This is a genomic window from Paenimyroides ummariense (assembly GCF_900115115.1).
In the GTDB taxonomy this organism is placed as follows: Bacteria; Bacteroidota; Bacteroidia; order Flavobacteriales; family Flavobacteriaceae; genus Flavobacterium; species Flavobacterium ummariense.
Window position 1 is genome coordinate 145,337 of the sequence record NZ_FOVI01000003.1, and the last position, 12,239, is coordinate 157,575.

General features: G+C 32.4%; 14 protein-coding genes. 6 read left to right on the forward strand and 8 right to left on the reverse strand.

The window, feature by feature from the left end:
• Positions 1-141: 141 nt before the first annotated feature.
• Positions 142-1,896 carry an ABC transporter ATP-binding protein gene (locus BM253_RS03600; RefSeq protein WP_091519276.1) on the reverse strand — a complete coding sequence of 585 codons (1,755 nt, stop codon included), beginning with the start codon at positions 1,894-1,896 and terminating at the stop codon, positions 142-144.
• Entirely contained in the window at positions 1,883-2,629 is a 747-nt protein-coding gene (gene truA / locus BM253_RS03605; RefSeq protein WP_091519280.1) for a tRNA pseudouridine(38-40) synthase TruA, read from the reverse strand. The genes BM253_RS03600 and truA overlap by 14 nt, the downstream gene beginning before the upstream one ends.
• 295 nt (positions 2,630-2,924) lie before the next feature.
• On the opposite strand from truA, the gene BM253_RS03610 reads away from it, so the two are divergent.
• From BM253_RS03610 to BM253_RS03625, 4 genes are read left to right on the forward strand one after another with little or no spacing between them, the layout of a single operon-like run.
• The gene (locus BM253_RS03610; RefSeq protein ID WP_091519283.1) at positions 2,925-4,199 is read left to right on the forward strand and encodes a M64 family metallopeptidase; all 1,275 of its coding nucleotides are present in this window, start codon (positions 2,925-2,927) and stop codon (positions 4,197-4,199) included.
• Positions 4,199-4,693: a metallophosphoesterase family protein gene (locus BM253_RS03615; protein WP_091519286.1), complete on the forward strand. Its 495-nt coding sequence runs from the start codon at positions 4,199-4,201 to the stop codon at positions 4,691-4,693. Before BM253_RS03610 ends, BM253_RS03615 begins: the two co-directional genes overlap by 1 nt.
• A gap of 3 nt (positions 4,694-4,696) precedes the next feature.
• Positions 4,697-5,587 (forward strand): bestrophin family protein, encoded by an 891-nt coding sequence (locus BM253_RS03620; RefSeq protein ID WP_091519290.1) that lies wholly within the window; start codon positions 4,697-4,699, stop codon positions 5,585-5,587.
• Between the two features lie 23 nt (positions 5,588-5,610).
• Positions 5,611-6,264 (forward strand): DUF2461 domain-containing protein, encoded by a 654-nt coding sequence (locus BM253_RS03625; protein ID WP_091519294.1) that lies wholly within the window; start codon positions 5,611-5,613, stop codon positions 6,262-6,264.
• A gap of 74 nt (positions 6,265-6,338) precedes the next feature.
• On the opposite strand, the gene BM253_RS03630 is transcribed toward BM253_RS03625, so the two are convergent.
• The 6 genes from BM253_RS03630 to BM253_RS03655 all read right to left on the reverse strand — a co-directional run bounded on the left by BM253_RS03630 (position 6,339) and on the right by BM253_RS03655 (position 10,900).
• Positions 6,339-7,229, reverse strand: a complete 891-nt coding sequence (locus BM253_RS03630; protein WP_091519297.1) for a TlpA family protein disulfide reductase — start codon at positions 7,227-7,229, stop codon at positions 6,339-6,341.
• A gap of 61 nt (positions 7,230-7,290) precedes the next feature.
• Positions 7,291-8,442, reverse strand: a complete 1,152-nt coding sequence (locus BM253_RS03635; RefSeq protein WP_245758440.1) for a TlpA disulfide reductase family protein — start codon at positions 8,440-8,442, stop codon at positions 7,291-7,293.
• Positions 8,443-8,502: 60 nt separating this feature from the next.
• Positions 8,503-8,877 carry a DUF423 domain-containing protein gene (locus BM253_RS03640; protein WP_091519301.1) on the reverse strand — a complete coding sequence of 125 codons (375 nt, stop codon included), beginning with the start codon at positions 8,875-8,877 and terminating at the stop codon, positions 8,503-8,505.
• Between the two features lie 2 nt (positions 8,878-8,879).
• Positions 8,880-9,809: a transglutaminase domain-containing protein gene (locus tag BM253_RS03645; protein WP_091519304.1), complete on the reverse strand. Its 930-nt coding sequence runs from the start codon at positions 9,807-9,809 to the stop codon at positions 8,880-8,882.
• 9 nt (positions 9,810-9,818) lie between these two features.
• Positions 9,819-10,664, reverse strand: coding sequence for a substrate-binding domain-containing protein (locus BM253_RS03650; RefSeq protein ID WP_091519307.1), 846 nt, complete (start codon positions 10,662-10,664; stop codon positions 9,819-9,821).
• Positions 10,665-10,696: 32 nt separating this feature from the next.
• Positions 10,697-10,900: a hypothetical protein gene (locus BM253_RS03655; RefSeq protein ID WP_091519310.1), complete on the reverse strand. Its 204-nt coding sequence runs from the start codon at positions 10,898-10,900 to the stop codon at positions 10,697-10,699.
• A gap of 79 nt (positions 10,901-10,979) precedes the next feature.
• Between BM253_RS03655 and BM253_RS03660 the strand changes: the two genes are divergently transcribed.
• Positions 10,980-11,330, forward strand: coding sequence for a translation initiation factor (locus BM253_RS03660; protein ID WP_091519313.1), 351 nt, complete (start codon positions 10,980-10,982; stop codon positions 11,328-11,330).
• A 1-nt stretch (position 11,331) separates the two neighbouring features.
• Entirely contained in the window at positions 11,332-12,204 is an 873-nt protein-coding gene (locus BM253_RS03665) for a nucleoside phosphorylase (protein ID WP_091519317.1), read from the forward strand.
• Positions 12,205-12,239 lie beyond the last annotated feature (35 nt).

Here is a 12,239-nt window from a genome sequence, read left to right on the forward strand (position 1 = left end):
TTTATGTGCACGATGTGCGTTGCGAATTTAAGAATTTTTTTAAAAACTATTTAAGTCAAAAGTCGAAAAGTAGTAAGGTCAAAAGATAAGAATATTTAATTGCTTAACTGTACAACCTAAAACTTACAACATTTAAAATTATCAATTGGCTGATACACTTGCGTACTGTGATTCGTACAGATTTTTGTATGCGCCGTTTTCTTTGGTTAACAATTGAGCGTGTGTGCCGGTTTCAACAATTCTTCCTTGATCCATAACCACAATTAAATCGGCATTTACAATGGTTGCCAAACGGTGTGCAATAATGATTGATGTTCGATCTTTTGTAATGATTTCGACCGCCTTTTGCAATAATTCTTCTGAATAGGTATCGATAGAAGAAGTAGCTTCATCTAAAATCAAGATACTCGGATTACTCATGTAGGCACGCAAAAAGGCAATTAATTGTCGTTGCCCTGATGAAAGCATTACTCCGCGTTCTTTTACGTTGTAATCGTATCCGCCCGGAAGTTTCTCTATAAAATCGTTAATGCCGATTTCTTTTGCCGCAGCAATTACCTGTTCTTTAGTAATTTTTGAATTATCTAAAATAATGTTGTTTAAAATAGAATCCGAAAACAAGAAAACATCTTGCAAAACCACTGCAATTTGATCGCGCAAACTGTTTAAAGTGAAATCGTTGATGTTCATTCCGTCAATCAAAATTTCGCCTGATTCAATATCGTAAAATCGACTTAAAAGATTCGCAATGGTTGATTTTCCTGCACCCGAAGCTCCAACAAACGCAACTGTTTGTCCTGCCTTAATGTTCAGATTAATGTTGTTTATTACTTTTTTGCCGTTACTGTAACTAAAATCGACATTCTTAAAATCAATAGCGCCCTTAAAATCAGGAGCAGTGATTTTTCCCTCTTCTTGAATTAAATCATCACGATCTAAAATTTCAAAAACTCGGTCTGCAGCAACAATTCCCATCTGCATCACATTAAATTTATCGGCAATTTGTCGCAACGGGTTAAACAACATTGAAATCATCATGGTGTAGCCAAACAAATCTCCGGTAGTTGTTAAATTATCGCCCTGAACAATGGTAAATCCACCATAAATAATTACGCAACCCAATGTAACCGCCGAAACAATATCGGCAATAGGGAAGAAGATGGAGTTGTACAGAATGTTTTTCTGCCAGGCATCGTTATGTTTTTGGTTGATTTTTTTGAAGTTTTCGTATTCAATCTGTTCACGGTTAAACAATTGTACGATTTTCATTCCCGTTAAGCGCTCTTGAATAAACGTGTTTAAATTGGCAACCTGCAAACGAACTTCTTCAAAGGCAACTTTCATGTGTTTTTGAAAAACGCGTGTAGCATATAATAAAACCGGCATGGCAACCAATACAATAATGGTTAGTTTCCAGTTCATCCATGTCATAATTCCCAAAACAACTACCATTTTTAAAACATCGCCTACAATCATAAAAAGTCCCTGACTAAAAATACTTGCAATGTTTTCAATATCAGATACATTTCGGGTAATTAACTTACCAACTGGCTCATTATCAAAATAACTCAAACGGAATTTTAACATTTTATCAAACAGCGTGGTACGAATGTCTTTTATAATATTTTGCCCTAGCCAACTTGCAATGTATGTAAAGAAAAACTGTGACGAAACTTCTAAAATAAGCACCAAAGCCATTAAAGCTACGTAAATGGTCAATCCGTTTAAATCGGCTTTTGCAATGTAAACATCAACTACATTTTTAACCATGTAAGGGCGAATTGCTCCAAAAACAGCAAGCGTAATCACCGTAAGCACCACCCAAAACATCTTATCTTTGTAGGGCTGCGCGTAATGCATTACTTTTTTTAATGTAGAAGTTTTATTTTGTTTCATTTATGTATGGATATACTACTTGTGTTAAATATAAACCGTGTGCCGGAACAGAAAAACCTGCCTTACCGCGATTTTTGCTTTTTATGATTTCATGAACATCGTTAACCGAAATTTTTCCCAAACCTACATTCAGCATGGTGCCGACAATTGCCCGAACCATATTACGTAAAAAACGATTTGCCGAAATATGAAAAATTAATTGTGAACCGTTCTTTTCCCAATAAGCTGTGGTGATGTTACAGTTAAAGGTAAAAACATCGGTGTGTGTTTTGCAGAAACATTCAAAATCTTCGTATTCTAAAAGAATTTTGGCTGCTTCGTTCATTTTATCAATGTCTAAATTTTTAAACTGATAATAACTTAAGTTCTTTAAAAAGCTGTTTTTAAACGTGTTGATATGATATTCGTAAGATCTTGAAACGGCATCAAAACGGGCATGTGCATCATTAGCAACTTCAAAAAAATTAAAAACGGTAATATCTTCAGGTAAAAACGAATTTAATTTTTGAACCATTAACTGCTTATCAAACACTACATCAGTATCAAAATGCGCATACATTAATTTTGCATGTACACCGGCATCGGTTCTACCTGCAGCAACCAGTTCAAAATCATCTCTAAACAATACATTAACAGCTTTGGTTAAAACTTCTTGTACGCTAATTGCTTGGGGTTGATGCTGCCAACCATGGTAATTTGTGCCGTTATATGCAAACTGAATAAAGTACCTCAATTATTAAAAATTTAAACGTACAAATATACTTTAATTTAGCGGAACGCTTGTGTTAAACTCATGTAAACTTTTTAAAACCACATAGGTTCATGTCATCAATATTTTATAAATATTTCATAGATTACTAAACTGCATAGTTGAGCTATGTTTTATCGTAGATAAAATCTATTTAAACCTCAAATTAAATATAGTTTGAAATATCTATGTGTCTATATGGTTCATTTAGATTATTATCTATTTAAGTTTAGATCATTTCATTAACAAAAAACTAATATTTTTGTAGAAACAATATTTCATGAAAACACGTTTACTATTCTTTTTTTTATTGATAAGCTTTATTGCAAGCGCTCAAAACTTCAATGATTATTTTACAGATAAAACCTTACGGTTAGATTATATTTTTGCAGGAAACGCCAACCAGCAGAATATTTATTTAAGTGAAATGATTCAGTTAAATAAATGGCACGGACGCGTTGATAATCTTTCGGTTACACCAATTCAAGGTAATGGACAAATTAAGGTTTACAGCACTGCAAATGATAAGCTTATTTATGTTTTGCCGTTTGGAAGTCTGTTTCAAGAATGGTTAACGTTAGAAGATGCTAAAAAGCAGTTTAAAAGTTTTGAGAATTCTTTTTTGATTCCTTTTCCGAAAGAACCAATCCGAGTTGATATCTCGTTTTTCACAGCTGATAGACAAGATAGAATACTATCACAACAGTTTATCGATCCCAAAGATATTTTAATTCGAAAATCAAAAGATGTCCAGAATCCGTATGAAATTGTTCATCATTCTAAAGTTAAAAATCCGATTAAAATTGCGTTGGTTGCCGAAGGATATGCAGAAAACGAATTAGATCTTTTCATGGAATATGCGCATAAAACCGTCGAAAATTTGTTTAAACATAAGGTTTTTAAAAAATATCAGGATTATTTTGAAATAGTTGCAGTTAAAACGGTTTCAAAACAGTCGGGTATAAGCATTCCTTCAAAAGATATTTGGTTAAATACGGCTGTTAAATCAAACTTCGATACTTTTTATTCTAATAGATATTTAACCACATTGCATACCAAATTACTGCATACACAGTTAGAAAATATTCCGTATCAGCACATTATTATTTTAGCAAATACCGATTTTTACGGTGGTGGCGGTATTTTGAATTCGTACAGTTTAACCACGACAAAAAACAAGGAATTTGCACCGGTTGTTGTTCATGAATTCGGACACAGTTTTGCAGGTTTGGCAGATGAATATTTTTATGCGGAAGATGTTTTTGAAAACAAAGCGACTTTGAGTATCGAACCTTGGGAGAAAAATATTACTTCGTTGGTTGATTTTTCGTCTAAATGGAAGAGTTTGCTAAAAGCCGAAACGCCTGTTCCAACAGATGCATCAATGCAGAAAGAAATCGAAATCGGTGCTTTTGAAGGATTAAAAGGCAACGGATTGTACATACCTACATTAACCTGCAGAATGAAAATCAACAATACCGAAGATTTTTGTCCGGTTTGTAGCAATGCAATCGAAGAAATGATTTTATTTTACACAACCAAGCAAAAAAAGTAATGAAGAAAATTTTGTTATTGTCTGATACGCACAGTTACATCGACGATCGAATTTTGCATTATGCAGAACAAGCAGATGAAGTTTGGCATGCGGGCGATATTGGCGATTTGAAAGTGACCGATGCCCTTAAAAAAGTAAAACCGTTACAAGCTGTTTACGGAAATATTGATGATGCCGAAGCACGAAAAGAATTTCTGTTAGATGCTGTTTTTATGTGCGAAAATAAAAAGGTTTGGATTACGCATATTGGCGGTTATCCGAGGAAATATCCTGCAAGAATTAAAGAAGGATTTTTGTTACATAAACCCGATATTTTCATTTGCGGACATTCGCATATATTAAAAGTGCAGTTCGATAAACAGTTTAATTGTTTAACTTTAAACCCTGGTGCAGCAGGTATTTACGGATTTCATCAGATGCGAACCATGCTTCGGTTTGAAATTGATAAAGATAAAATTGAAAATTTAGAAGTTATAGAATTAGGTAAACGATAAAACATGCAAGTATATAACGCAAAAGACTGGTTGGGATTTATTTTTAAGATTCATAAATCGGATACAGTTCGTAAATTATGGCCGGCAATTATTTTAATGGGATTGTTGTCTTGGCTGGTAGCTTATTTAGAGCTCGATTATTTTGATCTTTCACAAAATTCAGCCTTAAAAAATACTTCAATATTACATACGGTAATTGGTTTTGTATTGTCGTTACTTTTGGTTTTTCGAACAAATACAGCTTATGATCGTTGGTGGGAAGGTAGAAAAATGTGGGGCAAACTGGTAAATGATTCTAGAAATTTATCGGTTAAATTAAATGCACTTTTACCCGAAGATGATAAGGTTTCACGTATTTATTTTACCAACAAAATTAAGTTGTTTGCAAAAGTTTTGCACACGCATCTTACAAGCGAATCAACCAAATACATGCTCGATGAAGAAGAGCATCCAGAATACGAAGAATCTTTAAAAGCACAACATCCACCAACAAAAATTGTAGGTAAAATGTATATTGCCTTACAAAAATTAGAACGTGAGAAGATAATATCACCGCAGGACAAAATGATTTTAGATGAAAATTTAAACGGTTTGTTAGATGTTGCCGGTGCTTGCGAAAGAATTAAAAACACACCGATTCCTATTGCGTATGCCGTTTTTATAAAGAAATTTATCTTCGTTTATGTACTTACTTTGCCAATTGGGTATGTGTTTACAACGGGGTATTTTATTGTACCTTTAGTAATGATTATTTTCTATGTTTTGTTAAGTATTGAATTGATTGCCGAAGAAATTGAAGATCCGTTTAATGGAGGAACCGATGATTTACCGACAGCCAAAATTGCCGAAAACATTGGAAAATATGTTTCAAACGTTTTAAAGGATAATAATTAGTATTATCTTTAAATAAAAAAGTAATGCAGAACGTTTTAGATTTTATAAATAAATTGCAGAAAAATAACAACCGCGAATGGTTTGTTGAAAATAAAAAGAGTTTTGAAGATGCTAAAGAAACAGTAAGCAGTTTGTTTAACCATGTGTATAACGAACTAAAACCAGTAGATCATTTAGAATCTTTGAAGATATATAGAATTTACCGTGATGTTCGATTTTCTACAGATAAAACTCCTTATAAAAATCATTTTTCTATGTATATAGGCAGATTACAACCCGAATTTCGTGGTGGATATTACCTTCATATAGAACCGGAAAATTCTTTTATTGGTATTGGCTTTTTTGATCCGAATAAAGAAGATTTGTTGCGTATTCGAAAAGAAATCGAATTAGATGATGAATTAGAATCCATATTGAATTCTAAAGATATTAAAACTACATTTGGAACTTTAGAAGGCGACGAAGTTAAAACAGCTCCGAAAGGATTCGATAAAACACACGAACGAATTGCATTATTAAAGAAAAAGCAGTTTTTGCTGATTCATAAATTTACTGATAAAGAAGTTTTAAGTCTAGATTTCTACAAGGAAGCAGCAAACGTTTTTAAAAAATCAAGACCTTTTGTTGATTATATGACTGATGTGCTGTTGACAAATTTGAATGGGGAGAGGGAGTAATATTATTACACAAATGTTACAGGTTTGAATCCTGCCATCGTCACAAAATAAAATCGTACTTCTATAGTACGATTTTATTTTTTTGTAAATAGCTCATCAATCTTTTTAGCTAATTCTTCGCCTTTTAAGTCTTTTGCTATGATAGTTCCTTTTTTATCTACTATAATTAATTTAGGTATAGCTGTTACTTTAAAATACTGTAGTAATGGTTCTTTCCACCCGGTTAAATTTGAAAGGTGTAACCACATTAATTTGTCTTTTTCAATTGCAGTGATCCATTTTTGTTCATCTGTATCTAACGAAACTCCGATTATTTTCAGTCCCTTATTTTTATATTTATTGTAAAGTGCAACAGTGTTTGGGTTTTCTTGTCGACAAGGTCCACACCACGATGCCCAAAAATCAATAATTGTATATTTGCCTAAATATTTATATAATGTTTTCTGCTTCTTATTTACATCGGGTAAAGAAAAATCTGCAACCTTACTACCAATTCTTATCTGTTCGTATTCTTTTAAAAATGATGCAAGTTTTTTGCCTTTTTCAGAATTTTTATCGTGTTGGTTTAATTCATTGTAAAAGGCTTCTAATAAATCATAATTAACTTCTTCAAAAATATCATTCAACTTTTCAGCCACTAGCACTTGGGTATAACTGCTATTTTTATTTTGTTTTATAAAAGTGAATTTTGCCAATTCAATGTCATTTTTTGCTTTTTTTTCTAATAGAAAATGCTTCAAATAGGCATTTCTTTCTTCGATAGTAAAGTTTGACGGATCCGCTATTTTAGGTTTGTGCTGAGAAATTTCTTCTAATTTTTCTCTGTAAGGTTTAATGAATTTTTCAAATTCGGCAAAACCTTCGTTTTTGGAATTTTCTTTCTGCTGTTGTTTTTCAGTTTGTTGTGCACTTACTGTAAAAGGAGCAAAGAGTAGGAGTAAATAAAAAATATATTTTTGCAGCATAATTGTAAACGTAAAAAGTCGGTAACAATGTACCGACTTTTTTATGATTTTGCAAGAAGTATTATTTTACAAGTTCAGCAATTTTAGCATCTAATTCTGCACCTCTTAAATCTTTTGCTACAATTGTTCCGTTAGCATCTAAAATAAATGTCGCAGGAATTGATTCTACTGCATATTCCTTTGCAATAACATCGTCCCAATATTGCAGGTTCGATATTTGTAACCAATCTAATTTATCATCGGCAATTGCTTTTATCCAAGCTTCTCTTGTTTTATCTAAAGAAACACCTACAATTTTTAATCCTTGTGCTTTGTATTTGTTGTAAAGTGCTACTACATGAGGATTTTCTTTACGACAAGGACCACACCATGATGCCCAAAAATCGATAATTGTTGCTTTTGAACCTAAATTTTTGTGTAATGACTCTGCCTTTCCTTCAGGAGTGTTAGCTGTAAAGTCTGGAGCTTTTTGTCCTATTGCAACTTTATTTTTTTTTTCCTGACTTTCTTTTTCCGAAGCTTCTATTTTTTTAAGGTTGTCAGCGAATTCTTTACCTTTTTTAGTGTCTTTTACAGAAGCGTCTAAATCATTGTAATTTTTCTTTACTTCATCAAGTGTTAAAGCATCAGACATTGCTAATTGCGTTAACAATAATAATGAAATGTAAGAATCTTTATTAGTGGTAATGAATTTTTTATTTTGATCTACATATTTATTTTGCAGGTTTCTTAACTGCGTTTCTAATGCTAATGCAGTTGCTTGATCTCCTTTTTCTTTAGCTTCTCTGTACTTTGCATCATTTTGTTGCTGAAAATCCATAATTTCTTTTTGAATTTTTACAGCCTCTTCATTGTATGAAGTCATTAAATCATTATTTTTTGTACCATTGACTTTAACTTCATCACGCTTTTCTTTATCAAAAGTAAATTTAATGTCTCCTTTTTCTAAAATAAAAGGATACATAAATTCTTGTGTTTTACCTAATTCAATAAAATAAATGTCGGTTTCCGGTGCTTTATCATTTTTGAAAGTGAATGTACCGCCTTTAACATCAGTAGAATCTATTTTGGTAAATCCGTTTTCGTCTTGTTTGTTGATATAAACTTTCGTTCCATCTTCAAAACCTTTTACTTCACCTTTAATAGTATATCCGTCTTTGTTACAAGAAACTAAAACTGCTGCAGTAAAAGCAAGTGCAAATAATTTTTTCATTTAAAATAGTTAATTTAATTTGGTGTAAATGTATAAAATTTAATGTTAATAAAAATAAAATTAATTTATAGAGTTTAAAATTAGTAAAATCCAGCCTAAAAGCAGCAATAATCCGCCTATTGGTGTGATTGGTCCTAATATTTTTAACTTTTTATTCAGTGCGCTACTAATGCATAAACCATAAATGCTGAAACTGAACAGCAGTATTCCGAAAGTAAGCGAATAAAACAACAGATTTTCGTAGCTGGTAATGTGTTGTATGTTGAAACCAATGATTACTAAAAGTAGTGCGTGATACATTTGATATTTTACACCGGTTTCGAAATTTTTAAGTTGATCTTCGTTAAAAATCTTTTTAAGGGCGTGTGCACCAAAGGCTCCGAAAATAATTCCTAAAGCTCCAAAAATAGCTCCTGTAGTTATAAAAATATTCATAATTAATTCAAGGTTAATTCTCCCAAAATTTCTTCACTCATAAATGGTCCGCCCGGATATTTTGCCGTATAATCTAAATTCAACCAAACTTGTCCGCGTTCGTCTATATGATAATGTATCGTTTTTCCTTTTGATTCCTTTACAAACAAAACCTCTTTAATTAAATAAATCACGTTTTCTAAATCGGCTTTGGTGCCGATAAGCATTTCGGGATACATGTGTTCTTTTGTGTGGATCAATCGCGGAGTTCCGCCAATGGCACGGACTGATGCAGCCATTAAGATAGAATGATCGTCACAATCGCCAGAAAAATGTTGTAAAGATTCTGATGCCGTTGCAATATATTCACGATTTTTAGGATCGTTTACATAGTTCCATTTATCCTGAATTTCCTTAAAAATAGCAAAACACTGAATTATTTGTCGATATTCTTTGTATCCTTTGATATTTCGAAAATGCTTCGCGGTAGCACCAACCGCAAAATTTCTAACCTTAGGATTATCGTACTCAATCGCTTTTATAATTTTTGATTTATTTGGGAATGGCAACAGTTTAGAAACGATGATATCCTGCGGATTCGGATTGTCGCTCATGGCATAAATCATGGAACGATAATCTTCGAAAACCGATTTGAAACCGTAACCGGTTGATAAAGTTCCAAACAAAAGCACAAGTAGATAAATTATTATCGCAAAAAACAAAAATCGTTTTATATAATGTAAAATGTAAGTAACAATTGCGGTAATTACCAAGAAAAGTAAAATACGGTCTAAATGCGCAGGCCATTCCGGATCTATCAAATTCTGATGCAGAATAATAAAAACAGGAATCAGCGTTAAAAGCGTTAACAATAAAATTATAATAGTATCCCAAGGCTTAGGAAGGCTAAGCTTATTTAGGGTACGCAATAATTTTATGTTTGATATTTTCATTAACTACTTTTAAACAACAACTTCGGAATATTTTAAAGGCTGGTTTATTATTTTAAATTTTATTAAATCGGAAATAATTTGGTTAAACTGTGCTTCGGTTGGCTTTTTTTGCGACCATCTGGTTATTTGCAACCATTGCTGAATATCTTCTAATTTTTGATTGAAAACGCTTGCTAATGTTCGGTCAATACTCGGAATTATTTTAAATTCGCTTGTTGTTTGATTTATAGTTTCTATCAAATTGTTTACCAAAGCTTTATTTTGCTCATAAAATTCTTTGCGTGCAACAATCATAAAACATGGCCAAGGCGTTGGGCAAACATCAACACGTCTAAAAATTCCTTTGTCAACAATGGGTTGCGTCATAAATCTGTCCCACATAAAATAATCCGCTTTGTTGGCAGATAATGATTCAACCGCGCCATCCAATGTATTTACGATTTCGAATTTTATCGAATCAAAATTCCAATTATTATTGGCTGCATTTACATACGTCATTAATTCAGACCCCGAACCGTAACGAGAAATTGCAGCTGTTTTTCCATATAAATCATCAATCGTTTTATAGTTGCTTTCGGCATTCACGTGAATTCCCCATTGCAAAGGCGATTGAACAAATGTTTGCAGAATAACCGATTCGTTTCCGTTGGCAATATCCTTTAAAATACCTTCGGTTAAAATAACGGCTAAATCGGTTTGGTTGGTACGTAACAGTTCGCACATTTTACCGGTTCCTTCGGGTACATCGGTCCAATCAACATCAATACCAACTTCATTAAACATTCCTTCATCAATAGTTAACTGCCAAGGAAAATTAAAATGTTCGGGCACGCCAACAATTCTAACGGTTTTCATAAACGGTTGCAATTTAAAATTAAGTAAATGTACTATTTTAATTTATTATTTAACAGGGTAAGCAGGGTTTGATATTTCGATAATTCAACCAATTTCTCATTATCAGTGGTGTTGTCTGTTAGTTGATCGATTAATTCCTGCGTTTTGGCAATGTTGGTCTTTGCAAGCAACGGTTGTTTGTTGGCAATTGCAGTTATAATTTCTTGCGTAAGTTTATGTAGATCAGCTCTATTCAAAATTGTTAATTTTAATACTACAAAAATAAGCTTTCTGTATAGTTTATGTATATTTGATTATCAAAATTAATAGTTAAAAATGGCAAAAAAAATATCGAGTTTAGAAGATTTAGGAGGATTTGTTTTTTCTACCAATAAAGATTTTGAATTTAATCAGAATGATGAAACCGAAGAAACATTAAATCCTAACCAACAACATCTGGAAGCGCATTTAGATAAGAAAAATCGTGGCGGAAAAGTAGCTACGGTTATTAAAGGCTTTGTTGGATCTGCCGATGATTTAAAAACTTTAGGTAAAGATTTAAAGACTTTGTGTGGAGTTGGTGGAAGCGCGAAAGATGGTGAAATTATTATTCAGGGAAATTTTCGCGATAAAATAATGGATTATCTTAAAAACAAAGGCTATAAAGTAAAACGAGTAGGAGGTTGATATGGAAAAAATTAAAGATTCGGAACTTATTTTAAACCCAGACGGTAGCGTTTATCATTTAAATTTAAAGCCCGAAAATATAGCAAACGATATCATTTTTGTTGGTGATCAGGATCGAGTAGAATCCATTACGAAATATTTTGATTCGGTTGAATTTTCTACTCAAAAACGGGAATTCAAAACTCAAACCGGAACTTATAAAGGCAAACGCTTAACCGTTATTTCAACAGGAATTGGTCCGGATAATATCGATATTGTGCTGAACGAATTAGATGCATTGGTAAATATAGATTTCGCAACAAAAACGGCAAAATCTAACTTAACTAGTTTAAATATTGTCCGTGTTGGAACATCGGGTTCGTTGCAAGCAGATATTCCTGTCGATTCTTTATTAATGTCGGCATTTGCCATTGGTACAGATAATATGTTGCGCAGTTATGGTTTAGAAAATGCTACCAATCAATCAATAGAAAAATCTTTTGTAAACCATACCAATTGGGATTTAAACAAAGGTTTACCTTATGTTGTTTCTGCTGATAGTGATTTGGTTAAAAAGTTTAAAGCTGATACCGTTTTTGAAGGAATTACCGTTACAGCCGGTGGATTTTACGGGGCACAAGGCAGAGTTTTACGCTTAAAACTCAACGATGAATTATTGAACGATAAAATAGATTCATTTGAATTTGATGGTTTAAAAGCAACCAATTTAGAAATGGAAACCGCTGCAATTTATGGCTTATCTAAATTATTGGGTCATAAAGCATTATCGTTAAACGCAATTGTTGCCAACCGTAAAAATGGAACTTTTAGTGCTGATCCTTACAAAACCATTGATGAATTAATTCAGTTTACTTTAAATAAAATTATAGAATAGATTTTTTTTCTTGATTCTTTTTTTACGAATAAAAA

Bases quoted from the DNA above. Each gene is read 5' to 3' on its own strand.
- BM253_RS03600 (WP_091519276.1), bottom strand. From the start codon at position 1,896: ATGAAACAAAATAAAACTTCTACATTAAAAAAAGTAATGCATTACGCG.
- BM253_RS03610 (WP_091519283.1), top strand. From the start codon at position 2,925: ATGAAAACACGTTTACTATTCTTTTTTTTATTGATAAGCTTTATTGCA.
- BM253_RS03615 (WP_091519286.1), top strand. From the start codon at position 4,199: ATGAAGAAAATTTTGTTATTGTCTGATACGCACAGTTACATCGACGAT.
- BM253_RS03620 (WP_091519290.1), top strand. From the start codon at position 4,697: ATGCAAGTATATAACGCAAAAGACTGGTTGGGATTTATTTTTAAGATT.
- BM253_RS03625 (WP_091519294.1), top strand. From the start codon at position 5,611: ATGCAGAACGTTTTAGATTTTATAAATAAATTGCAGAAAAATAACAAC.
- BM253_RS03630 (WP_091519297.1), bottom strand. From the start codon at position 7,229: ATGCTGCAAAAATATATTTTTTATTTACTCCTACTCTTTGCTCCTTTT.
- BM253_RS03635 (WP_245758440.1), bottom strand. From the start codon at position 8,442: ATGAAAAAATTATTTGCACTTGCTTTTACTGCAGCAGTTTTAGTTTCT.
- BM253_RS03640 (WP_091519301.1), bottom strand. From the start codon at position 8,877: ATGAATATTTTTATAACTACAGGAGCTATTTTTGGAGCTTTAGGAATT.
- BM253_RS03645 (WP_091519304.1), bottom strand. From the start codon at position 9,809: ATGAAAATATCAAACATAAAATTATTGCGTACCCTAAATAAGCTTAGC.
- BM253_RS03650 (WP_091519307.1), bottom strand. From the start codon at position 10,664: ATGAAAACCGTTAGAATTGTTGGCGTGCCCGAACATTTTAATTTTCCT.
- BM253_RS03660 (WP_091519313.1), top strand. From the start codon at position 10,980: ATGGCAAAAAAAATATCGAGTTTAGAAGATTTAGGAGGATTTGTTTTT.
- BM253_RS03665 (WP_091519317.1), top strand. From the start codon at position 11,332: ATGGAAAAAATTAAAGATTCGGAACTTATTTTAAACCCAGACGGTAGC.